This is a genomic window from Aliiroseovarius sp. F47248L, assembly GCF_023016085.1.
Classification (GTDB): Bacteria; Pseudomonadota; Alphaproteobacteria; order Rhodobacterales; family Rhodobacteraceae; genus Aliiroseovarius.
The window spans coordinates 21,839-45,298 of the sequence record NZ_JALKBF010000003.1 but is presented as its reverse complement, the minus strand read 5'-3'; the positions used below and the strand labels follow the sequence as shown (position 1 = coordinate 45,298).

At 58.0% G+C, this 23,460-nt stretch carries 24 protein-coding genes; 9 read left to right on the top strand and 15 right to left on the bottom strand.

Annotated features, from left to right (window positions below):
• Positions 1–3: 3 nt before the first annotated feature.
• Together MWU51_RS16360 and MWU51_RS16355 are read left to right on the top strand one after the other, a co-directional pair.
• Complete coding sequence (locus MWU51_RS16360; protein ID WP_247039454.1) at positions 4–681, top strand: putative N-acetylmannosamine-6-phosphate 2-epimerase; 678 nt, start codon at positions 4–6, stop codon at positions 679–681.
• Entirely contained in the window at positions 678–1,583 is a 906-nt protein-coding gene (locus MWU51_RS16355) for an ROK family protein (RefSeq protein WP_247039452.1), read from the top strand. The genes MWU51_RS16360 and MWU51_RS16355 overlap by 4 nt, the downstream gene beginning before the upstream one ends.
• A 42-nt stretch (positions 1,584–1,625) precedes the next feature.
• Here the strand turns inward: MWU51_RS16355 and MWU51_RS16350 are convergent, their stop codons facing one another.
• Positions 1,626–2,375 carry a hypothetical protein gene (locus MWU51_RS16350; protein ID WP_247039450.1) on the bottom strand — a complete coding sequence of 250 codons (750 nt, stop codon included), beginning with the start codon at positions 2,373–2,375 and terminating at the stop codon, positions 1,626–1,628.
• A gap of 90 nt (positions 2,376–2,465) precedes the next feature.
• Between MWU51_RS16350 and MWU51_RS16345 the strand changes: the two genes are divergently transcribed.
• Complete coding sequence (locus MWU51_RS16345) at positions 2,466–3,008, top strand: MarR family transcriptional regulator (RefSeq protein ID WP_247039440.1); 543 nt, start codon at positions 2,466–2,468, stop codon at positions 3,006–3,008.
• Positions 3,009–3,057: 49 nt separating this feature from the next.
• On the opposite strand, the gene nadC is transcribed toward MWU51_RS16345, so the two are convergent.
• From nadC to MWU51_RS16290, 11 genes are all read right to left on the bottom strand, one after another.
• Positions 3,058–3,906: a carboxylating nicotinate-nucleotide diphosphorylase gene (gene nadC / locus MWU51_RS16340; RefSeq protein WP_247039438.1), complete on the bottom strand. Its 849-nt coding sequence runs from the start codon at positions 3,904–3,906 to the stop codon at positions 3,058–3,060.
• The gene (locus tag MWU51_RS16335) at positions 3,903–5,471 is read right to left on the bottom strand and encodes an L-aspartate oxidase (RefSeq protein WP_247039436.1); all 1,569 of its coding nucleotides are present in this window, start codon (positions 5,469–5,471) and stop codon (positions 3,903–3,905) included. Before MWU51_RS16335 ends, nadC begins: the two co-directional genes overlap by 4 nt.
• Before the next feature lie 6 nt (positions 5,472–5,477).
• Positions 5,478–6,527, bottom strand: a complete 1,050-nt coding sequence (gene nadA, locus MWU51_RS16330; protein ID WP_247039434.1) for a quinolinate synthase NadA — start codon at positions 6,525–6,527, stop codon at positions 5,478–5,480.
• Positions 6,528–6,616: 89 nt separating this feature from the next.
• Positions 6,617–7,240 (bottom strand): class I SAM-dependent methyltransferase, encoded by a 624-nt coding sequence (locus tag MWU51_RS16325; protein WP_247039432.1) that lies wholly within the window; start codon positions 7,238–7,240, stop codon positions 6,617–6,619.
• A gap of 1 nt (position 7,241) precedes the next feature.
• Positions 7,242–8,006 carry a CDP-diacylglycerol--serine O-phosphatidyltransferase gene (pssA, locus tag MWU51_RS16320; protein ID WP_247039427.1) on the bottom strand — a complete coding sequence of 255 codons (765 nt, stop codon included), beginning with the start codon at positions 8,004–8,006 and terminating at the stop codon, positions 7,242–7,244.
• Positions 8,003–8,689, bottom strand: coding sequence for a phosphatidylserine decarboxylase (locus MWU51_RS16315; RefSeq protein WP_247039425.1), 687 nt, complete (start codon positions 8,687–8,689; stop codon positions 8,003–8,005). Before MWU51_RS16315 ends, pssA begins: the two co-directional genes overlap by 4 nt.
• Positions 8,690–8,843: 154 nt before the next feature.
• The gene (locus MWU51_RS16310; RefSeq protein WP_247039423.1) at positions 8,844–9,464 is read right to left on the bottom strand and encodes an SMC-Scp complex subunit ScpB; all 621 of its coding nucleotides are present in this window, start codon (positions 9,462–9,464) and stop codon (positions 8,844–8,846) included.
• Between the two features lie 2 nt (positions 9,465–9,466).
• Entirely contained in the window at positions 9,467–10,357 is an 891-nt protein-coding gene (locus MWU51_RS16305) for a DUF1403 family protein (protein WP_247039415.1), read from the bottom strand.
• Positions 10,358–10,473: 116 nt separating this feature from the next.
• A complete protein-coding gene (locus MWU51_RS16300; protein ID WP_247039413.1) occupies positions 10,474–11,262 on the bottom strand; it encodes an ATP-binding cassette domain-containing protein in 789 nt (262 codons plus the stop codon).
• Between the two features lies 1 nt (position 11,263).
• Positions 11,264–12,376 (bottom strand): ABC transporter permease, encoded by a 1,113-nt coding sequence (locus MWU51_RS16295; RefSeq protein WP_247039410.1) that lies wholly within the window; start codon positions 12,374–12,376, stop codon positions 11,264–11,266.
• 97 nt (positions 12,377–12,473) lie between these two features.
• Positions 12,474–13,424, bottom strand: a complete 951-nt coding sequence (locus MWU51_RS16290; RefSeq protein WP_247039408.1) for a sugar ABC transporter substrate-binding protein — start codon at positions 13,422–13,424, stop codon at positions 12,474–12,476.
• A 190-nt stretch (positions 13,425–13,614) separates the two neighbouring features.
• Here MWU51_RS16290 and MWU51_RS16285 point away from each other — a divergent pair, with 190 nt between their 5' ends.
• Positions 13,615–14,616 carry a LacI family DNA-binding transcriptional regulator gene (locus MWU51_RS16285; protein WP_247039407.1) on the top strand — a complete coding sequence of 334 codons (1,002 nt, stop codon included), beginning with the start codon at positions 13,615–13,617 and terminating at the stop codon, positions 14,614–14,616.
• Between the two features lie 9 nt (positions 14,617–14,625).
• Here the strand turns inward: MWU51_RS16285 and MWU51_RS16280 are convergent, their stop codons facing one another.
• Genes MWU51_RS16280 through MWU51_RS16270 form a run of 3 tightly spaced genes read right to left on the bottom strand, consistent with a single transcriptional unit; the run spans position 14,626 to position 17,789 of the window.
• The gene (locus MWU51_RS16280; RefSeq protein ID WP_247039405.1) at positions 14,626–15,759 is read right to left on the bottom strand and encodes a Gfo/Idh/MocA family oxidoreductase; all 1,134 of its coding nucleotides are present in this window, start codon (positions 15,757–15,759) and stop codon (positions 14,626–14,628) included.
• Positions 15,760–15,772: 13 nt separating this feature from the next.
• Positions 15,773–16,666, bottom strand: a complete 894-nt coding sequence (locus MWU51_RS16275) for a TIM barrel protein (RefSeq protein WP_247039397.1) — start codon at positions 16,664–16,666, stop codon at positions 15,773–15,775.
• Between the two features lie 19 nt (positions 16,667–16,685).
• Positions 16,686–17,789: a Gfo/Idh/MocA family oxidoreductase gene (locus tag MWU51_RS16270; protein ID WP_247039395.1), complete on the bottom strand. Its 1,104-nt coding sequence runs from the start codon at positions 17,787–17,789 to the stop codon at positions 16,686–16,688.
• Between the two features lie 122 nt (positions 17,790–17,911).
• Here MWU51_RS16270 and iolD point away from each other — a divergent pair, with 122 nt between their 5' ends.
• The 5 genes from iolD to iolG are packed head-to-tail and all read left to right on the top strand — an operon-like array spanning position 17,912 to position 23,449.
• Positions 17,912–19,780 (top strand): 3D-(3,5/4)-trihydroxycyclohexane-1,2-dione acylhydrolase (decyclizing), encoded by a 1,869-nt coding sequence (iolD, locus tag MWU51_RS16265; RefSeq protein ID WP_247039393.1) that lies wholly within the window; start codon positions 17,912–17,914, stop codon positions 19,778–19,780.
• 4 nt (positions 19,781–19,784) lie between these two features.
• Positions 19,785–20,759, top strand: a complete 975-nt coding sequence (gene iolC, locus MWU51_RS16260) for a 5-dehydro-2-deoxygluconokinase (RefSeq protein ID WP_247039378.1) — start codon at positions 19,785–19,787, stop codon at positions 20,757–20,759.
• A 29-nt stretch (positions 20,760–20,788) separates the two neighbouring features.
• Positions 20,789–21,631 carry a 5-deoxy-glucuronate isomerase gene (locus MWU51_RS16255; protein ID WP_247039376.1) on the top strand — a complete coding sequence of 281 codons (843 nt, stop codon included), beginning with the start codon at positions 20,789–20,791 and terminating at the stop codon, positions 21,629–21,631.
• Complete coding sequence (locus tag MWU51_RS16250; RefSeq protein ID WP_247039375.1) at positions 21,628–22,458, top strand: class II fructose-bisphosphate aldolase; 831 nt, start codon at positions 21,628–21,630, stop codon at positions 22,456–22,458. The genes MWU51_RS16255 and MWU51_RS16250 overlap by 4 nt, the downstream gene beginning before the upstream one ends.
• 1 nt (position 22,459) lies before the next feature.
• A complete protein-coding gene (gene iolG, locus MWU51_RS16245; protein WP_247039373.1) occupies positions 22,460–23,449 on the top strand; it encodes an inositol 2-dehydrogenase in 990 nt (329 codons plus the stop codon).
• Positions 23,450–23,460: the final 11 nt, after the last annotated feature.

Sequence of the window (23,460 nt, the reverse complement as noted above, 5' to 3'; positions counted from 1 at the left end):
CTCATGACAATTCTGAACAGCTTGAAAGGCGGCCTTGTCGTCTCGTGCCAGCCGTTGACCGGTGGTCCGATGGACCAGACCGATATCATCGTCGCGATGGCACGGGCGGCGGTTGATGGCGGGGCGGATGGGCTACGCATTGAAGGGGTCAACAATATGAGAGCGGTGCGGGCGGCGGTCTCGGTGCCGTTGATCGGCATTGTAAAACGCGATTTGCCCGATACGCCGGTTCGCATAACCCCCTTTGTGTCGGACGCACTTGAATTGATCGAGGCTGGGGCAGACATCGTAGCTTACGATGCGACCGATCGGCCCTCTCGCGACACAAGGTCCGACATCGTGCGTGCCATTTTCGAAGCCGGGGCGCTGGCAATGGGCGACTGCGCCACCCTGCGGGACGCCAAGGCGGCACAGGACATCGGTACGGCGATCATCGGCACGACATTGTCGGGCTACACCGCCGAAACAGAAACAGAGGCAACCGATCCGGACTTTGCCCTTGTCACTGCGTTCACAAAGCTTGGCGGGTTTGTCATGGCGGAGGGGCGCTACAACGCCCCTGATCTTGCACGCCGAGCCATCGAAGCTGGGGCGAATTGTGTCACAGTCGGCAGCGCAATCACCCGAATCGAACATATCTCGCAGTGGTTCTCGGACGCTGTGAAACGTGCTGCGAAATGACAATACGCAACGACATCACTGGTATTGCCCTTGATTTGGGTGGCACCAAGATTGCAGCGGCGCGCATTCAAGACGGACGGGTGATGAAACGCGTTGTCCATCCGACCAGTCCCAACGACCCGCCTGCCCTGCATGTAACGCGCATGCTTGAAATGGCGCAGAAGCTGGGGTTGGCCAAGGCAGACAGGATCGGCATGGCGGTCACCGGTCGCATTGATGCGCAAGGTCTGTGGCACGCGGTGAACGCGGGCACTTTGACCGATGTGAAAGATGCCAATCTGATAAGGCTTGCCAGCCACGCATTTGACCGCCCTGTTCCCATCGTGAATGACGCGCTTGCAGCTGCGATTGCTGAATACAAGATAGGTGCCGGTCAGGGCAGTTCCGCCATGGCATATCTTACGGTTTCAACGGGTGTGGGTGGTGGATTAATCATTGATGGCAAGCCCTTGGCATCACCAAACGGTATGGCTGGACATGTCGGTTTTACAACCTCGCGCCAATCCCAACGGCAATGTGGAAGCGGACGAACGGGCACCGTCGAAAGCGTCGCGGGCGGGCGGGCAATAGCGGCCATTGCTGCCGCACAGGGGCACGACATCACCACCGCCAAACAGGTGTTTGAACATGCCGCTGCCGGGGTAGAATGGGCAGACGAAATCATAGACACGGCCGCCCTGGCAATTGCTGAACTTCTTGGAAATCTAACCGCAACCCTTGGCACGGATCGCGTAGTTCTGGGTGGTAGTATCGGACTTGCCGACGGGTTTGCGGACCGGGTCGGGCGACATCTTATGAAAGAACCCGCGTTGTTTCGCACTGACCTTCGTATCGCACAGCTTGGACAAGACAGCGTGCTTCTGGGTGCGTTCATGCAACCCTCACTCGTCAGACGTCGTTGATCCCGCCACCCGCGCACAAGGGCAGCGCGTGGCGGGGCTGGCTCAATTCAAAGCACCCGGCAATGATAGATCGCCCGAGGCCACGTCGAACACATCCGTCACACAAAGAAGCGGCGCATGAATGTTGGCGTTGACACGCAGCGCCGCCGTCACCCCATCATATGACATTTCTGCCAGATCGACATCGCTGGCAAACCCGACATTCACGCTGATCTCTGGCCCATCAAACAGGGGTGTGAAACCGGGGCTGTCCAGAAAGATCGGAAGCCCGGGCCATGTGGCAGGCAGCTTCGGGGTCGTGCCTTCGGGAATATCACGCACGGCCAACGCGCCATCACCGCAGTCCGGGGTTGGGGTCAGCACGACCCAATGGCTGTGCCAGATCAACCCGTCATTGGCTGGATCGCCGTCCCGGTTTTCATCCAAAAGGGGTGTGTCGTCAAAATCCGGGTGGCTGGTGGCAGCCAGCGCCAGAATGCCAGTCTCTTCCTCGAACCCAACAGCCGAGGGGTCCAGCGACGTGGGCCAGACATAGGACCAGACAGGCGCCCCGCCAAGTGCGCCATTCGGGTCCGGCTGTTCGGCCCCTGCGACACCATTTGTTGTCATGTGGAACGTGACCTGATTGGCGTTTCGATGGGCATGCGCGGCCAGAATATCAAACGACGCAGTGATGGTTTCAGCAGGCGGTGAGATCACCGCACCTTGTTGCTGAACAGCATGATTGCTGTCGGCATGAGCCGCAATGGCACTTAGCCCGACAGTGGCAAATGTAAGTGGGAACAATCGCATTTTAGGTCTCCTTGATGAATTGCGTGCCACTCACATTAGTAGCGAGTCGAAACAATTGCAATTATAATTTCGAGTCGCTATAAAAACTTCATGAGACACCCTGACAAAATCAAAGATCTGATCACGCGCCTTGCACGCATCGAAGCCAGCGAAAGTTGGGAGGCGGATCTGAACCCCGCGCAACGTGCGGCGCTTGATTACCTGGCGCAGGCCAATCGGTTTTCACGCTCACCGTCGCATGCCGCGGCCTATCTGGGCACCACGCGCGGCACGACGACGCAAACCTTCAAAGCGCTGGCGCGAAAGGGGTATGTGTCCGAGCATCGATCCCAAACCGACAAGCGGTCGATCTCATACAATCTGACGGAAGCGGGCAGTCGATGCCTTGACGGTCAAAGCCTGCTGGAACGCGCCCTGCCGGACATCGACCCGACTGAACGGGCGCAGCTGGATCAGGGGTTGCAATCTTTGCTGCGTGTCGCGGTGCGCCAGAACAGTTTTAAGCCGTTTGGAATTTGCCGGACCTGTCGTCATTTCCAAACGCGCCAAAATGGTGGCTATTGCACCCTGCTTGAACAACCTCTTGAGCCTGCCGAAACCGCGCAAATCTGCCACGAGCACGAACTCGCGTAACTTCTTCAGAAGCCTAGTCGCAGATCACGGGTCTCGAGAAAGCAGAGCGTCAGAAATCCAGCCCAAGATCGACTGTGCGCGCCGAATGGGTCAACGCGCCGGATGAAATATAGTCGACCCCCGTCGCCGCGATCGAGGCAATACGCTCAAGCGTTACATTTCCACTGGCTTCGGTCTTCATCGCGCCATCGACCATCGCCACGGCCTGCCGCAGCGTGTCGTTGTCCATATTGTCCAGCAGCACGACCGATGCGCCGCCGACCTCAAGCACTTCGGCCAGTTGGTCTAGCCGGTCGACCTCGATCTCGACCGCCATCATGTGGCTGGCATGGGCCTTGGAGGCCTCAAGCACCTGTCGCACACCGCCTGCCGCCGCGATATGGTTGTCCTTGATCAGGATCGCATCCGATAGGGAATAGCGATGATTAAACCCGCCGCCATGCAGCACTGCCAGTTTTTCCACCAGCCGCAGCCCCGGTGTGGTCTTGCGGGTGCAGGTGACGCGGGCATGGGAGCCGTGTGTTTCGGCCACGAACCCAGCGGTCTTGGTGGCGATCCCGGTCAGGCGTCCCGCGAAGTTCAGCGCCACCCGTTCGCTTGACAGGATCGATGCCGCTGATCCCTTGATTGTCAGCAACGTGTCACCCTTCTTGCAGGGCTGCCCGTCCGCAATGTGGGTGATGACCTCAAGTGTGGGATCCACCAGTCGAAAGGCTATCTTGGCCACCTGCATCCCCGACACGACCGCATCTTCGCGCGCATTCAGCCGGGCGTCATACGTGGTGTCCGCCGGAATGACGGCGCGTGTGGTGACATCACCATAGCTGCCCAGATCCTCCATCAACGCGGTGCGGATCATCGGCTCAAGAACAAGATCGGGAAGAGTGGAAAAGCTCATGACAGCTCCTTACAAGCCTGCGCCCGAACGGCGAGCGCATCGGTCAGATACATCTCAGACCGCTGGCCCGGCCCGTCGGCAGGGTCTGGGAAATCGGAACGTTCATGCGCCCCGCGACTTTCTTGGCGAACCAAAGCCCCCGCCGCGATCAGCGTTGCGGTGGCGCACATGTTCAGAAAGGACGGACTGTCGCCATGGGCGTCTTCCAGCGCGGCGATGGTCACAAGCGCATGGGTCAGTCCATCATGATCCCGCACAACGCCCACATTCTGGGTCATGGTCTGACGCAGGGCTTGTACGGCCTCGGGCGCAGGCGGAGTGCCGTCGTTGGAAAACGTAATGTTCAGAGTCACAGCGTCGGCAACGCCGGTCAGGGACTGCGCGATTCCTTGGGCACAAATGCGGGCAAAGACAAGCGCTTCTAACAACCCGTTGGACGCCAATCGGTTCGCCCCATGCAGCCCCGTTGACGAGGCTTCACCGCAGACCCAAAGACCCTTGAGTGTGGCACATCCCTGCGTGTCGGTCGCAATGCCGCCCATGTGGTAATGCGCCGCCGGGGCAACAGGGATCGGGTCAACCGCCGGGTCAATTCCGTTGCGGGCACAGTATTCAGCGACGGCGGGAAACCGCGCCTTGATCGCCTCGCCCAACACTTCGCGGGTGTCCAGCATCGGGCGGTTGCCTGCCTTGACCTCAGCATAGATCGCGCGGGCAACAATATCGCGCGGCGCGAGTTCGGCATCCGGGTGTATGGCTTGCATGAACCGTTCGCCGTGCTTGTTGATCAGGATCGCCCCCTCTCCGCGCAACGCCTCGGTCGCCAGTGGCGCCGGGTCTTCGCCCACATCCATCGCTGTGGGGTGGAACTGCACAAACTCGGCATCGGCAATCAATGCGCCGGCCCGCGCCGCCATACCAATCACCTGCCCGCGAATACGCGGCGGGTTGGTGGTTAGGGCGTAAAGCCCGCCGGACCCGCCGCCCGCCAGCAACACTGCTGCCCCGCGCAAGAGCACCGGGCCGGAGCGTCCATCATCCGCTTCCTGAATGACTACACCGGTGACGCGCCCATGCGACAGCTCAAGATCACTGGCCATGGTGCCTTCCAGCACCTGAATGGACGGGGTTTCACGCACCTGCGCAATCAGTGCCGCCATGATTTGCGCGCCGGCTTGATCGCCCTTCACCCGCACCACCCGCGCGAAACTATGTGCTGCTTCGCGTGACAAGACATAGTCGCCATCCTCGGTCCGGTCGAACGGCGTGCCCATAGTTGTCAGGTCAAGAATGTAGTCACGGGCTTCCCGCGTCACCAGATCGGCAACCGTCGGGTTCACCGTCCCTGCCCCGGCCTTCACTGTGTCGGCGGCGTGGCTTTCGGGGCTGTCGGCCGAATCCATCGCGGCAGCGACGCCACCTTGCGCCCAAGCTGAACTGGCCCCTTCGCCCAATACTTCGGGCGAGATCATGACGACCGGGTGTGGGGCAAGCTTCAGCGCTGCGTAAAGCGCGCCCAGACCGGCCCCAACGATGATGACACGATCCGTTTCAACGACCTGCATATTGAGTCAAAGGCCCAGCTTGCGAGACAAATCGATCATCGCCTGAACCGAATGACGGGCTTTTTCCGCCACCTCTGGATCAACTTCAACCTGGCCTTCCATCGTGTGAAGGACATACAAGATCTTCTCCAGCGTGATCTTCTTCATGTAGGGGCACATGTTGCAGGGACCGACGAACTCGACTTCGGGCAGTTCGTCCGCGATGTTCGACGCCATCGAGCATTCGGTGATCAGCATCGCCTTCTCGGGTTTCTGGTCGGTCACGTATTTCAGGATACCACTGGTTGAGCCGGAAAAATCTGCCTCGGCCACCACCTCGGGTGTGCATTCGGGATGTGCGATCAGCTTTGTTCCCGGGTTCCATTCACGGAAATCGCGCAAATCCTGCGCGGTGTATTGTTCGTGCACAATGCACGATCCAGGCCAGTAAACCACATTCTTGTGGCTTTCATTGGCGACGTTCTGCGCCAGATATTGATCCGGCGTCATGATAACAGTATCGCTGTCCATCGCGTTCACGATCTGAACCGCGTTGGACGAGGTGCAGCAGATGTCGGACGCCGCCTTCACCTCGGCTGTCGTGTTCACATAGGACACAACCGGCGCGCCGGGATATTTGGCGCGCATTTCGTCGATACCATCGGCGGTAATGCTTTCAGCCAGCGAACACCCGGCCTCAATATCCGGCATCAGCACGGTTTTCTCAGGGCTTAGGATTTTCGAGGTCTCGGCCATGAAATGCACACCTGCCTGCACAATCACGTCCGCTTCGACATCGCTGGCCTTCATCGCCAGTTGCAGACTGTCGCCCACAAAGTCGGACACGCCATGAAAGATCTCGGGCGTCATATAGTTGTGGCCAAGGATTACCGCATTGCGCTTTTTCTTCAAAGCGTTGACGGCCTTGATATAAGGTGCGTAGATCGCGAAGTCCGGCGGGGTTACCACCCGGTCCATGCGGGCATAGATCTCCTGCATCTCGTCGACAAGATCGGCCGAAGGGGTGAGGTCGTAGTGCTCGGACAGAACAGTACGCACATGGGTAAGATCCAACAACGGGCAGGCCTCCAATTCAATTGGCTAAGTGGCTAACACACTGGGCATGGCACGAAAAGCCCATCGCGTGATAGCGTCGATGGACGGCGCTACGCCGCACCGGCTTTGGTCAGTACAAGAAAAGTCATCAATCCAAGCGGCGGCAACGCCTTATGCTCTTCGACCTCCAGCGCACGTTCTTGTAACACCGTTTCAATATGAAAATCGGAATGCCAACCGATCGTGTTTGCAAAAGGTGCAGACAAGCGCTCCAACAGCGCCAATATACCCTGCGTGCGCACGAAATGATTGGTGATGACCACCTTGCCGCCCGGTTTCAACACGCGTGCGATCTCGGACATGACCTGTTCGGGTTCCGGTACAACGGACAGCACATGCATAGCAGCGATCGTGTCGAAACTATGATCGGGAAAGTCCAGCGCGCGGGCATCCATCTTCCGCAGCGCCACAACATGCCTCAGATCATGCTCGCGCACTTTTGCCTGCGCCTTGGACAGCATCTGCGCACTGAAATCAATGCCAGTCACCTTCAATTCGGGATTGTAATGTTCCAAAGACAGGCCAGTGCCGACACCAACCTCCAAAACCGATCCGTCCCGACTGTTGATATAGCTGACCGCCCGCCGCCTGCCAGAATGTGTCACAGCACCGAAGGTCTTGTCATAGATCGGGGCCCAGCGGGCATACGAGGACTGAACCGCTTCGATATCCATCTTAGCCTTTCCTTTCGGAAATCGTCGAACGATGTGCGACACCACACCAGATGATCATGACAATATAGCTAAGGCCCAGCATCAAAAAAGTGACCCAGGCGAAACTAAGCGCCGCAACGCCGACGACCGCAAATCCGACCAGAAAGAATTTAACGTTCTCTCGCGATATGCGCGTTGTCTTGAATGACCAGATCGGCGTGCGGCTGATCATCAACATCCCGATCGCAACCATATAGGCGCAAATCGCCAAGTCGGGCGGCATCGGGATACTGTCAAACGCAAACGATGTTGCCATCGGCAGAAGCACCAAGATAGCACCTGCTGGGGACGGGACGCCCGAGAAGAACGCGCTTGGCGTGCTTTGGCCATTTTCGCTGCTGGCGTTGCTGCTGACATTGAACCGTGCAAGGCGCAGCACGCAACAGACGGCATAGACCAGCACAGATATCCACGCCAGATTGCGCGTGTCCTGCAAAGCCCAGTAGTAGATGACCAAGGGCGGCGCGACGCCGAAATTCACGAAGTCAGCAAGTGAGTCCAATTCGGCCCCCATCTTGCTGCCGCTGTTCATCAGTCGGGCAATGCGCCCATCCAGACCGTCCAGAACACAGGCCACAAGGATCAACTGGACCGCAAATCTGAAATCCCCCTGCACACCATAGCGGATCGCGGACAAACCGGCACACAGGCCCGCGATAGTGAGCATGTTGGGGATCAACTGAATCAGGGCAAACTCAGATGCAGGCTTGTCAGAAGGTCCGGTCACGACACGCTGACCTCGTCGCTGCTGCTGTGCATCTCGGCAATCACGGTTTCACCGGCAACCATTGTTTGACCAATACTGACCAGCGGCGTGACTCCTTCGGGCAGATAAACATCCAAACGCGACCCGAACCGGATCAATCCGAACCGTTCGCCCGTCTGCATCAGCGCACCGGGTTTTACAAAACAAACGATGCGGCGGGCCACCAGCCCGGCAATCTGGACCACAGCTAAATCCTGCCCGTCCTCCATCCGAATACACAGGCTGTTGCGTTCATTATCCGCGCTGGCCTTATCCAGCGATGCATTGAAAAACTTTCCGGGGCGATAGGCCACAGCGGTGATCTCACCGGCGATGGGTGTGCGGTTTACATGACAGTTGAACACGCTCATGAACACACTGACACGGGTCAAGGGCGTGGCAGCCATGCCAAGTTCCTCGGGTGGAACGGCGGCTTCGATCAATGACACCACCCCGTCTGCGGGACTGACAATCACCCCTGGCCGATCAGGCGTCACCCGTTTTGGGTCACGAAAGAAATAGTAGCACCAGACAGTCAACCCGACACCGATCCAACCCAGAAACGGCGATATCAGGAACAGCAGGGCTGTAACACCGGCAAACACCGCGACAAACTTGATGCCTTCAGGGTGCATCGGTTTGATGAAAGTACCCAGCATTTGCATTGAAGATTTCCCTTGCGGCCATTCTGCCCACTCTCATAAGGCGGTTGGGGTCAAGTGCAAGAACATTCCTGATGGGGTGATCCGGTCTGTAAGGCCGTTTCGTCGGGATCCACATTGCCACCTGACAGATACGGCACGGGCAAATCCGTCAACCTTACTCCCCAAGCAAACCCGGTGAGGGCTGGCTTATTCCGGCATCCTCGATCTGCTCACGATCCGGCAAGTCGCGCAGGCTTGTCAGATCGAAGGCGACAAGGAACTGGTCGGTGGTGACGAAGGTGTAGGGTGCCCCGCGACGGGGGGCGCGGGGACCGGTGGCAATCAGGGTGCGGGCGTGCAACCGCCCGATCAAATCGCGGCTGATGTCCTTGCCGAAAATCTCTGCAAGACCGTCACGCGTGATCGGTTGGTGATAGGCGATGGCCGCCAGAACCGCGATATCAAACGGGTTCAAATCCAAAAGCTGATCATCCACATCCGCCGCGGCGCGGATCACGGGCGCATAGGCGGGGCGGGTGCGCAACATCCAACCATCCGCACGCTTGGTAACTTCGAACGATCGCCCGGCCAGATCGTCTGCAAGGTCGTCGATCAGCAGATCAACCGATACTTCGCGTCCCACAACACGCGCCAGATCTTCGCGCGCAAGGGGGGTGCGGCTTGCAAACAACACCGCCTCGATCCGGCGCATCCATTCCCGCCACCGCAGCTCAGGTGGCAGATCAGGCAGTTCGCGATCCAGCTCTGGCTCGGTTCGGTTCTCGGCCACATTCATGGTCACACCCCGTAAAGCCGAAACGTGTCACGCCCCGTCAGCTCGCGCACAGCGCCAAGATCGACCAGCCGATCACATAATCGCCGTGCCGCCCGGTCTGACATCAAGGATGTCAGCGCCGCAGGGGCTGCCGCATCCCGTGTCAGGAAAATGTCGACCGCCGCACTCGCCCCCTTGGCGCGCAGCTTCGGGGTCACAGCTCGAAGATACGCGGCACGGCGCGTCAGATCAGCAGCAATACGAAGTGCGTCCGTCGAAGATCGTGTAACAGCCGAATGGCAGGCCGTTGTCAGATCAGCACCGGCAAGCCGTAACTCTCGCCGCTTCAATCCCATTGCCAATATTGGCATCAGATGGGACCACCCTACGCCACGCGCCAGTGCCGCATCAGCCATGATCAGCGCCGATGCCTCTTCGGTCGGGTGGTCGGCCAACACCGCTTCTAACACCGCCGCAGCTTGACGCACCGGCCCCCCCTGCACTGCCGCCAGCCAAACTGGCACATGTGTTTCCAACCCATCCGGCACTGCGCGTTTCAACACAGGAACCGAGATCGGCCGCGTCACAGCTGTCCACCATTGGTGATAGATCGCGCCGGCCGGTCCCGGATGATCGCCGGGCCGTATCAGATGCAGCGCATCCCGCAGATCTGATGCCCGTTCAGGACGACCCGACAAGACGACGCAGGCTTCAGCGGCAGACAGCGCCAACCGCGCGCGCAACAATGCCTGTGGTACGTCATCCTGAGATACCGCAAAATGTAGATGCGCCAACGCGGCACCCGATAAAAATGCAACATCTTCAGACGTTTCCGGCCGACCGGCTGTCACCCATGCTGGCATCAGGGGGACGGTGTCTGCACCATCGCAGTGGCTTGGTTGGGCATATGTCATGCCTGGATACTAGTCAGGCGCGGCGCTTTTATCCAGACGGTTCGTCCATAACCGCCGCAACAAAAAAAGCACCGCCATCGATCTGACGGCGGTGCTGCCTTTCACATGATACGACCCTAGACCGTGCCGCCCAAGCTGCCCTCCAAGGCGACAAGCTCCTGCCCGCCCGCCATCATATCCTGCAACTCGTCAGGTGTGATCTGGCCACGTTGGGCGGTGCCCAGAGTCTGACCGCGGTTCAACACCGTGAACCGATCCCCCACAGCCATCGCGTGCCGCACGTTGTGCGTGATGAATACAACTGCGATCCCCTGCTTGCGAACTTTGTCAATTGTCGCAAGAACATTGGCCGTCTGTCGAACGCCAAGCGCCGAAGTCGGTTCGTCAAGGATCAACACCTTGGCACCGAAATGCACGGCGCGCGCGATGGCCACGGTCTGACGCTCACCCCCTGACAGGGTGCCGACCGCCTGATCGGGGCCACGCAGGTTGATGCCCATCTTGCTCATTTCGTCCATCGTGACTTTGTTGGCATACTCATGGTCGAAGAATTTCATCGGACCGACCTTTTTCACGGGCTCATTGCCCATGAAGAAGTTGCGGCTGACCGACATCAGGGGGATCATGGCAAGGTGCTGGTGCACAGTCGCGATACCCGCCGAAATCGCATCGCGCGGATCGTGAAACTGCATCGGTTTACCTTCAAAGAAGATTTCGCCACGGGTGGGCTGGTGTACACCGGACATCGTCTTGATGAAGGTCGACTTGCCCGCGCCGTTGTCGCCCAACAGGCAGTGGCATTCCCCGGGGAAGACTTCCAGTGATACACCTGCCAGCGCGATTACGCTGCCAAAATGTTTCTCGATATTCTTCATTTGAATGATTGGGGCTTTTTCCGGATTCATATCAACGCTCCCCTGTGATGATGCGACGGATATAGGTGTTCAGAATGACCGCAAACAGAAGGATCACCCCAAGGAAAACCCGGAACAACGAGCTTTCGACACCTGCGAAAAACAGACCTTGTTGAACGACACCGAAAATCAGAGCACCAAGGGCTGCGCCCAGAACCGAGCCATAGCCACCGGTCAGCAAGGCGCCGCCAATGACCACGGCAATGATCGCTTCAAACTCTTTCAACACACCCCGATCCGCACCGGCAGATCCGAATTCCATAACCTGACAAACGGCAAGAACCGTTGCGCAGAACGCCGTGAGAGTGAACATCAGGATCTTGACTTTGTTCACCGGAACACCCGAGTTACGCGCCGCTTCCGGGTCGCCGCCAGATGCGAAGATCCAGTTGCCGAATTGTGTGCGCGTCAGAAGGATATGGCCAAGCACGATCAACACAATTGCCCAGACAATCAACATGGGGATGCCGTCAACAACCGGTTGTCCTTCACGCGAACCGCGCTCGAACACCGTGATGACACCTATATCCCCCAGCCACTGGAACACAGATTCGCCGATTTTTCCGCCAAAGATCGGGGCCAGCCAATCCCCTTCTGCGGCGTCACGAATGCCGCCAATGATCGTTTTACGCTCGATCGTTTGGGGAATGTAGATGGTGAAACCACGCAGAATGAACAAAAAGGCCAGAGTCACAATGAAACTGGGCAAGCCGGTCTTGACGACGATCCAGCCATTCAGCGCACCAAGCGCACTGCAAATCACAAACGTGATAATAATTGCGATCCACATGGGCCAGCCCAGGACAACGCCGAACACAGCGATCATCATACCGGCGAAACCGATCATCGAACCGACCGACAGATCAAACTCTCCTGCGATCATCAACAGACACGCACCAACGGCAATGATCATGAACTGGGCGGATACGACGGACCAGTTCAGAACCCCTTGTGAGGCAAACATACCGCTGTCAAAGGCAAACAGAAGAAACAGAGTAAACACAGCGACGGTGCCTACGATACCGCCTAGTTCGGGGCGAATAAGCGCCTGCCGAAACGCGGATATCTCTTTTACGCGTTCGTCAGATTGGGTGGTCTCAGCCATAGCTGGCTCCTCCTTAAGTCAAATTCGGAAGATGGTTGAGAAACGGGCGGCGCTTAAGGCCGCCCGCACTGATTGCTCATTTTCTAATAAGCAGAGGTTAGCGGTATTCACCCGCAAACTCTTCAACCTTAGCCAAGCCATCCTTGGTCACGAAGCCAGGGCCAGAGTTGATGTTGTTGCCCGGCAGAACGCCATAGCGATCCCAGTTGGCCAGGATGATGACTGGCATATAGGCCTGCAGGAACGGTTGTTGGTCGATGCCCCAGTTGATCACGCCGTCCTTGATTCCTTTGACAATCTCTTCACCCAGATCGAATGTGCCGAAGTGGATATCCCCGGCCATTCCGCTTTCCTGCAACGCAGCGATGGTGGGGTCTGCTGACACTGGACCAAGGGTCAGGATACCGTCAACATCAGGGTTTGCCGACAGATAGGCCAGCACCTTGTTCTTGATTTCCGACGGGTCCGTCCCCGAATCCATCATCGCATCGCCCAATTCAATGCCGAGGCCGTCCGCGTAACCGCGGCAACGTTCGCCCACAGTGGGCTGTTGAATGGCGTGGTTCACACAAAGGAACTTGGTCACACCTTCGCCTTTGGCGCGCTGCCCAGCGGCGAAACCTGCGTCATATTCAGGCTGACCCACATACATCAGTGCACCAACTTCGCGTGCCTGTTCGGGCGTACCTGTGTTCATGATGATGACGTCGATGCCTTGATCAACGGCGGCGCTGATCGGTCCTTTCAAAACGTCAAAGTCGGCCAATGTGGTGATGATTCCGTCCGGGCTTGACGCCGCAGCCTGATCGATGATGCGCGCCATATCGGCTACGTCACCGGTCGGCGGATTGCGATATTCAACTTCGGCACCAACCTGCTCGCCCGCCAGTGCGATACCGTTCTTGATCGTGTTCCACCAGCTGTCGCTGTCCGGGGCATGGCTGACAAGAATGTACTTTTCGCCTTCGGCCATCGCGCCGGTCCCAACCATCAGCGGCGCTGCGGCGACGGCCGTGGCCAATACGACATTTTTCATCAGTGATTTCATTTGATCCTCCCAAGATCCACTCATTTTGGCATCTGTTCTAAGACCGGGTGGTCCCGACCTCCGAGTCGGAGTTAAGCATATCCTCTGCAATTTTGCAACCGGTTGCAATACACCCATGTTCTTTTCTTGATGCCCTTATGAAAGAACTGCTATAAAAGTGGATAAACAGGCAGTTCCGGGTCAGACTGACATGGCAGTAACATTGAAAGAGGTTGCAGAACGCGCCGGGGTTTCACGCTCCGCTGTTTCCCGCACCTTTACGCCTGGAGCTTCGGTTTCGGACAAAACACGACGAAAGGTTGAAAAAGCCGCGGACGAGCTTGGATACAGCCCGAATGCGCTGGCCTCGTCCTTGACCACAGGGCGTACCAAGTTGATCGGTCTTGTTTCGAACAACTTTCACAACCCGATCTTTCTGGAAGTGTTCGACCTGTTCACCCGCGGCCTTCAAGACCGTGGATTGCGACCGCTTCTGGTCAATCTGACCAATGAAACCGACCCGGAAAACTCGGTGCGGATGCTTCGGCAGTATTCTGTCGATGGCGTTGTCGTCGCCTCGTCCACTTTGCCGCCTGGATTTTCAAAAGCGTTCCGCGATGCGGGCGTCCCGGTGGTGAATTCATTTGGACGTTACTCTTCGACGCCGCAGGTCCATGTGGTCGGGATCGACAACGTCGAATGTGGCCGCATGGCCGCCCGGACGCTGGTAGCGCGTGGCTACAAGAACGTCGCGTTTCTGGGTGGCCCCCAAAGCGCCACATCAACGCAAGATCGGCACAAAGGCTTCATGGCCGAAATGGCCGAACACCCCAACGTCACGGCCACCTGTTCTTACGCCGAAGCCTATTCGTTCGATGCAGGGCGACGCGAAATGCTGCGATTGCTGGAAGGCAGCCCGTCCGAAGCCTATTTTTGCGGCGACGACGTGCTGTCCATCGGTGTTCTGTCTGCCATTCAAGACAGCGGCCTGTCGGTGCCACAGGATATCGGTCTGATGGGTTTGAATGATATGGAAATGGCGGGGTGGGAGAACATCAACCTCACCACCATCCACCAACCCATCCGCCAAATCGTCACATCGTCAATCGAGCTTATGGTCGCGATGCTGGACGAACCAGACCGCTATCCCGAAGCGCGCATTTTCCCATGTTCGATTGTCGAACGTGGAACCTTGCGCCCGATCAGCAGCTAACCCAAAAGATCAGCGAAACATGGGCGGACGCGCGTCAACCCATGTGCCACCAGCCTTGGCTGATGATACCGCCATATGCACCGCCGCCATCGACCGCACACCGTCTGCAGCATTGGGCAGTCCATCGCGTTTCTCGCCCCGGATCGCATCCGCCAGATCGCAATAGACGTTGGCGACGGCCAGCGGAAAGCCCTCGGGATGTGCGATGGCGACCCGGCTCAGACGCTGGGCGTCTTCATGCAAACCGCCTTCGCCTTTTTCGATGACCTGCGTGCGCCCGCCAACAGGGGTATAGATCAACTGGTTCGGCTGCTCTGACGCCCAGCGAAGCCCACCCGTTTCACCGAACACCTGAATGTCGAACCCATGCTGACGACCAATCGCAACGGACGAGGTCCAAAGACGCCCCACGGCCCCGCCTTCCATGCGGAAATTCACCATGGCGTCATCTTCCAGCTCGCGGCTGGCGATGGTCGAGGCGAAATCGGCGGACAGGGTCTTAACCTCGTCATCCGCAATGAAACCCGCCATATGCAGCGCGTGTATACCGCAATCTGCAAACTGTCCTGACACCCCTGCCATCGCGGGGTCATAGCGCCAGCGCACGCGCGGATTGTCTGCGTCTGTCGCATCACCATGATGCCCGTGGCTGAAATTCGTGACGACAAGTCGCACCTTGCCGATCTCGCCCGCGCGCACCATGGCACGCGCTTGACGGACAATCGGATAGGCCGAATAGCAGTAGTTGACCGCGCAGATTTTGCCGGTTTTCTCCGCCACGCGCACGATCTCTTCGCCCTCTTCCACGGTCATGGTCATGGGCTTTTCGCAAAGCACATTGAAACCCGCTTCCAGAAAGGCCTTGGTGATTTCAAAATGGGTCGAGTTGGGTGTCGCAACCGTCACCAGATCCACCCTATCGGCGCGGTCTTTTTCTCCGGCCAACATCTCGGTCCAATCCCCATAAGCGCGATCTTCAGCAATCCCAAGACGCTGAGCATATTCACGCCCTACGTCCGGACGATGGTCCAGCGCACCGGCTGCAAATTCAAACTGCCCATCGGCCAAAGCACCCAAGCGGTGCGCCGGGCCGATCTGACTGCCTTCGCCGCCACCGATCATGCCCCATTTCAGTTTTGCCATGGCTCGTATCTCCTCAGTTAAAGCCAATGCTTTCCAGATATTCACGGTTCAGACGCGCGTCCCCAACAGGGTCTGGGTCAAGCGTCGGATCGCAATCCTGTTCGACCGTGCACCAGCCTTTGAATCCAGCATCGACCAGCACTTGGCGAACCGCTGGGAAATCGACATCACCGTCACCCAGATTGCAGAAAATACCCTGCCCGCAGGCGTCATAGAACCCGGTGCGCTTTTCGATCACGTCGGCTTTGACTTTCGGATCAATATCTTTGAAGTGCATATACGAAATCCGATCCATATGCCGTTTCATGAACGTCACCGGGTCAAAACCGGCATAGGAATGGTGTCCAGTATCAAAGCAGATCTTCAGGATCCTCTCATCCACTTCATCCAGCAAACGCTCCAGTTCCGGCTCGAAATCCATGAACCCCGCCGCGTGGGCATGAATGCCAACGGTCAGCCCGTATTCCTCGGCCCCGATCCGCGCGCTTTCCACGATCCGGTCACGATAGGCCGTCCATTCCGCCTTATCCATCTGCTCGGCTTCGGTCACCCTCCCTGCTGTGGGGGCACGACGGGGCGAGATCGAGTCGATCAGCACAAGATGCTGCGCTCCATGCGCCTTGAGTGCGCGCGCGGTGCGGTGTGTGGCATCCAGCACATCGTCCCATGCGTCCGGGTCGTGATAGGCGCGAAATACAACGCCACCGATCAGTTCCAGATCGTTCTCTTCCAACGCGTCCGCCAAGACCGCCGGGTCTTCCGGCATGAACCCGACCGGGCCAAGCTCAATCCCCTTATATCCTGCCGCCGCGCAGTCTTTCAGCACGGATTGCCATGTTGGATTGCGCGGATCATCCGCAAATTCCACACCCCACGAACAGGGAGCATTGCCAATTCTGATTGTCACTTGGGTCGCCTTTCAAAGCTCAGAAGTTGTCGATGTCCTGCCAGCCGCCTGACTGGTCCGAGGTCAAAGCCGCCGCGATCACGCGGTTAACTTCGTGCCCGTCCCGAAAGGTCGGCCAACGGTTTTCTTGGGTCTCGATGGCGGTCAGAAAATCGCGCGCCTCTATGATGATCTGATCCTGATACCCGGTGCCATGCCCCGGTCCCTGACAGAAGGGTTCATAGTCGGGATGGTCCGGCCCGGTCAGGATCTTGGTGAAACCGCGCGTGGCATCCGGCCCTTCGCTGCGATACAGCCAAAGCGCGTTCTGATCTTCCTGATCAAATCGGATCGCGCCTTTTGTGCCTGTGATTTCATAAGCATAGCCCATCTTGCGCCCCGTCGCGATGCGGCTGAAATACATCTGGCCCATCGCCCCATTGCCAAAGCGACACATCATCTGTCCATGGTCATCATTCGTCACCTCGCCTCCGGGGCGAATTTTATGGACGGTCTCGACTTCGGCCATAACGCGGGTGATCGGCCCCATCAGCGCAAGCGCCGCATTGATCATATGGGGTGCCAAATCACCCATCGTTCCATTGGCCATGCCGGACGTGCGCCAATTTGCGGGCGTTTGAGGATTGGCCAAAAAATCCTCGGTATGTTCGCCGCGAAACCACGTGATGTCGCCAATGGCACCCTCTGCGATCAGCTGGCGTGCAAATTGGCTGGCTGGCGTGCGGATGTAGTTGAACCCGACCATATTTATGGCCCCTGTCCGTTCTGCTGCTTCGGTCATCGCCGCGCTGTCCGCGATCGACGCACCAAGGGGTTTTTCACAAAAGACAGGCTTTCCCAAGGCGAACGCTGCCTCGGCCACCTCGCGGTGGGTTTCTTGTGGTGACGCAATCACAATTGCCCCGATGGCGTCATCATTGACCAATACGCGCCAATCATCGGTGCCCCGGCGAAACCCATAGGCCTTGCGATACCGTTCAGCACTTTCGGGTGTTGTCGCACACACCATCTCAAGCCGCGGGCGCAAGGCTGTATTGAACACCGCCCCAACGGACGACATGGCGACCGCATGAGCTTTGCCCATATAGCCACCGCCAAGGATTCCGATACCGATCTCTGTCATGCTTTCGAGGTCCATCTTGAAATACGGTTTGCAACCGGTTGCAAATTTAGTATCGTAAGAATCAAATTCTCGCAAGCTGCATTCGGTGACACGCCGAAAATTCTCGAAGGGTTCACGCCAACATGACGAAACAACAAGACACTGTTCGCCTGACCACGGCCCAAGCCATCATCCGTTGGCTGTCAAATCAGTTCATCCAGATCGACGGGCAGGAAATGCGCCTGTGTGGTGGAGGGTTTGGCATTTTTGGCCACGGCAACGTGACCTGCCTTGGTGAGGCGCTTTACAATGTGCAGGACGAGTTGCCGCTCTATCGCGGCCAGAATGAACAAAGCATGGGGTTCGCTGCGGCGGGCTATGCCAAAGCGTGGCTGCGCCAGCGGTTCATGTTCTGCACGGCTTCGGCCGGGCCGGGCACAGCGAACCTTTTGACGGCTGCCGGGTTGGCCCACGCAAACCGCCTGCCCATGTTGCTTCTGTGTGGCGACACGTTCATCACCCGCCTGCCGGACCCGGTGTTACAGCAGATGGAGAATTACGGCGACCCGACCTTTGGTGTGAATGACGCGTTCAAACCCGTCGTGCGCTATTGGGATCGCATCAGTCATCCGGCACAGATCATCCAATCGCTGCCCAATGCCATCGCCACCATGCTGGACCCTGCCGATTGCGGCCCCGCTTTCCTTGGCCTGCCGCAAGACGTGCAGGGCTGGACCTATGATTATCCGGACGTGTTCTTCGAAAAGAAAGTGCATCGCATTCGCCGCCAGTCCCCCGATATGGATGAGGTTGCCGATGCGGTTGCACTTCTGAAAACAGCCAAGCGCCCGATGATCATTGCGGGGGGTGGCGTGCAGTATTCCGGTGCGGTCGATGAACTAACTGCTTTTGCTGAAGCCCACCAGATCCCTGTGGTTGAAACCATTGCGGGCCGGGCCAACATGCTGGCCACCCACCCACTGAATATCGGTCCGATTGGTGTCACCGGATCTAACAGCGCCAATGCGATTGCTGAAAAGGCAGATGTAGTCGTCGCCGTGGGCACACGGCTTCAGGATTTCACCACCGGTTCGTGGACTGCATTTTCCAAGGACGCGTGTTTCATCTCGATCAATGCGGCCCGTCACGATGCCGGCAAGCATATGTCGCTGCCGGTTGTTGGCGACGCCAAACTGGCTTTGACCGCCCTTGGGGCGAGGCTGGACTATCAATCGCCCGTTGATTGGGTTCGAACCGCTCAGGACGAGCGCAAGACGTGGGATGCCTATGTCGCTGACAACGTATCCCATGGAAATCGCCCGAACTCCTATGCCCAAGTCATCGGTGTTGTGAACGAGTTGTGCGATCCCCGCGACCGTATCGTTGCTGCCGCAGGCGGTCTGCCAGCAGAAGTCACAGCCAACTGGCGCACGCTGGATATCGGCACCGTAGATGTAGAGTTCGGCTTCTCCTGCATGGGGTACGAGATCGCAGGCGCCTGGGGCGCGCGCATTGCGCAGATGGAACGCGAGCCGGATCAGGATGTTATCACCTTCTGCGGCGACGGCTCTTATATGATGTTGAACTCAGACATTTATTCCAGCGTGTTAAGCCGCAAGAAGCTGATTGTGATGCTGCTGGACAATGGTGGTTTCGCCGTCATCAACAAGCTGCAAAACAACACCGGAAACGAGAGCTTTAACAACTTGATCGCCGATTGCCCGACCGTGCCCGACCCCTTCGGTGTGGATTTCGTGGCGCACGCGGCGTCGATGGGGGCAGAGGCCGAAAAAGTGTCAAACCCGGCCGAGCTGGGCGAAGCGTTCAAGCGCGCCAAGGCATCCGACAGATCCTATGTGATCGTAATGGATGTGGACCCTTATGAAGGCTGGACCACCGAAGGTCACGCCTGGTGGGAGGTGGGCACCCCACACATCACCAACAGCGACCGGGTGCGCGAGGCGCATAAAGATTGGGAAAGCTCCCGCCCGAAACAGCGGAAGGGGGTATAGACTCATGCTCCTTGACGGTATCAGACAGAACAATTTCGTGGTCTTTGGCCGCGCAGGGATGGACCTTTACGCGGACCCCATTGGCACCAAATCAGAACATGCTGATACGTTTCACGCTGACCTTGGCGGCTCGTCCGCAAATATCTGCGCCGGGCTGGTGAAACTGGGGGCAAAGGCCGCTTTGGTCACCTCAGTTTCTGATGACGCCGTGGGGCGGTTCTGTATCAACCGCCTGCAGCACTATGGTGTCGATACCAGCTTTGTTCAGTCCGTCGGAGGTGAAGCACGCACATCGCTTGCTGTCTATGAAAGCGTTCTGGAGGACTTTCAGAACGTGATCTATCGCAATGGAGCAGCAGATTTTCAGGTGCCTGATGCAAATGTCGATCAGGTCGACTATCAGGCCTTCGGTGCGCTGATCACTGCAGGCACCGTATTTGCCGCCGAACCATCGCGCGGTTCGACCCTTCGCGCCATGGACCATGCCCGCGCTGCCGGGTTGCCGGTGATCTTCGACATTGACTATCGACCTTACAGCTGGCCATCCGCGGCAGTTGCCGCTGATATCCTGTCGCGCGCCGGTGCGGCCAGCGATATGATTGTCGGCAATGATGAAGAGTTTGGCTTCATGGCTGGTGGGATCGAGAAAGGTCTTGAAATGGCACGCGAACTTGCCGCCCAAGGCAAGTTGATCATCTATAAAATGGGCCATGAAGGCGCAATCACCCTCTGGCAGGGGGAAGAGATCCGCACCGGCATTTATCCCGTCACCGCCATCAAACCCAACGGAGCAGGTGACAGTTTCATGGCCGGGCTTCTGGCCTCGATTGCAGATGGGCATAGCTTGCAGGATGCCGTTCTGCGCGGATCAGCCTGTGCGTCCATTGTGGTCAGCCAACCCGGCTGTGCGCCTGCCATGCCCACCACCCCCGAACTCGATGCTTTCCTCGCCCAACATCCCGGCGCCAGCGCTGCCTGACCGCGCCGCCCTTTACAAGGATAAACCCGATGCACATCGCCCCCTACGACAACAAGAACCAACCCATCGTCGACGCCGAGCACGATCTGGTGCCGCTTAACTATTTCAACATCGTCAAGCTGAAGAAAGGTGAGGCGTTCGAATATCAGGTGCCCGGCTATGAAACCTGTGTCGTCCCGGCCACCGGGACCGTGGATGTCGACGTGGAAGGAGTTAGCTTCACGTCTCTGGGCAATCGCACCATCGACGTCTGGGATGGCGAACCCGAAGGCGTCTATGTCCCGGTTGGCGCAAAAGTGACGATCACCTGTCTTACGAATGACACCGAAACCTTCATCGCCGGGGCGAAATACGACAAGGTGCTGGACCCGTTTGACGTTCGCGCGGATGAGCTTGACCTTGTGCAATACGGGTCGGACGATACGAAAACGCACCGCAAGATCAAGCATATCCTTGGGCAGAAACACCACGACAAAGTGGGTCGCCTGCTGGTCAGCGAACTTTACACCGTCGGTCAAGGCGGCTGGTCCGGCTTCCCCTCACACAAGCATGACACCGATCGCCTGCCCGATGAGACACGGCATGACGAAACCTATAACTTCCGCTTCCGCCCGAATTATGGCTCGGGGGTGCAGATGTTGCAGCGCGAAGACAACAAGCCGGGGGATGCCTATCACATCGTAGACGGGTCCACGATTGTTCTGGACAAGGGCTATCACCCCTGCGCGGTGTTGCCCGGCTATGAAATGTATTATTTCACCATTCTGGGCGGTCTCAGCCAGCGGTCTCTGGTGCAGTATTTCCAGCCGACTCATGCCGGCCAGATCGAAACCATTCCCGGCATCAAAGACATGATCGCGAAATTCAAATGACACTGGCAACACTTGCGGATGTGCTTCAGCCTGCGCTGAAGCAAGGCTACGCCGTGGCCGGGTTGGTCACGCTGGGCTGGGAAGAAATGCGCGCCTATGTCGCTGCCGCCGAAGCCGAAGGCGTTCCGGTGATCCTTCAAGCTGGTCCATCTTGCCGGGAACACACTCCGCTGCCGGTGCTGGGTAAAATGTTCCGCCATCTGGCAGAAGGTGCCAGTGTGCCGGTGGTCGCACATCTTGATCACGGATACACGATGGATGACTGTCGCGAAGCGATCGACTGCGGGTTCACATCCGTGATGTTCGATGGGTCGCGCAAACCTATCGCGGACAATATCGCCGAGACCAGAACCATCGCCGACCTTGCCCATGCCGCGGGTGTCTCGTGCGAAGGCGAAATTGGATTCGTTGGCTATTCCGGTGGCGAAGGATCAGCGGGCACAGACCCTGACGACGCGGCCCGCTTCGCCACTGAAACCGGCGTGGATGCGATGGCAATCTCGGTCGGCAACGTCCACCTTCAGCAGGACAAAGTAGGCGGGCTGGACATACCCCGCATCCGCGCCATTGAGGCCGTAACCAGAGTGCCACTTGTCATTCATGGCGGCTCTGGCGTGCCGGTCGAACAAAGGCGGTTACTGGCGACGGGATCAAATATCTGCAAGTTCAACATCGGAACCGAACTGCGCATGGCCTTCGGGCACGCATTGCGCGAGGCGGTAAACCGCGACACATCCCGCTTTGATCGGGTGTCGATCTTAAAAGAAACTCACGATCCCGTCATGGATGCCACGCGCCAGGTGCTGCGCGCGTTCAAAGGAGAATGACATGTTGAACATCGGACTTCTGGGCTGTGGCCGCATCGGGCAGGTTCACGCCCGCTCTATCGGCCAGATTGAAGCTGCCCGGGTTGCTGCTGTCTCGGACGCATTTGCAGAGCCAGCCCAAGCTCTGGCAACGAAAACCGGCGCAAAGGTCATGGACAGTGATGCGCTGATCAACAGCGTAGATGTTGAAGCCGTGGTAATCGGAACGCCGACGGACACTCATTATGATCTGATCCATGCCGCTGCCCGCGCGGGCAAGGCGATCTTCTGTGAAAAACCCGTGGACATGTCCGCCAACCGCATCCGCGATTGCATCAAAGCAGTCGATGCAGCAGGCGTTCCGTTCATGACCGCGTTCAACCGTCGCTTCGACCCCAACTTCGCCAACATACGGTACCGTATTGAACAGGGAGAGATTGGGGACGTCGAGATCGTGACAATCATGTCGCGCGACCCCTCCCCGCCCCCTGTCAGCTATATCGAAAGCTCGGGCGGGTTGTTTCGGGACATGATGATCCATGACCTTGATATGGCACGTTTTATTCTGGGAGAGGAACCGATCAGCGTCTATGCCGTCGGCGCCGCCCTTGTCGACCCCGCCATCGGCGCAGCAGGAGATGTTGATACCGCTGCTGTCACCTTGGCCACAGCTTCTGGGAAGATTTGCCAGATCTCCAACTCACGCCGGGCGACCTATGGTTATGATCAACGGTTAGAGGTGCATGGATCCGCTGGAATGCTGCGCGCTGAAAACATGTTGGAAACGACGGTCGAAGCCGCGAACGCATCTGGGTTTCGCAAAGCACCGGCGCAATACTTCTTCCTTGAACGCTACGAAGCGGCCTATCGTAATGAAATGGCCCACTTCGTTGACGCTGTCGTTGGCGGGAACCCTGTAAGCCCGAACATCACGGACGGGTTGCGCGCCCAGATATTGGCGGATGCAGCAACCAAATCTCTTGCGTCGGGAAGACCCGTCGAAATCGACTGATCCCTTCACGT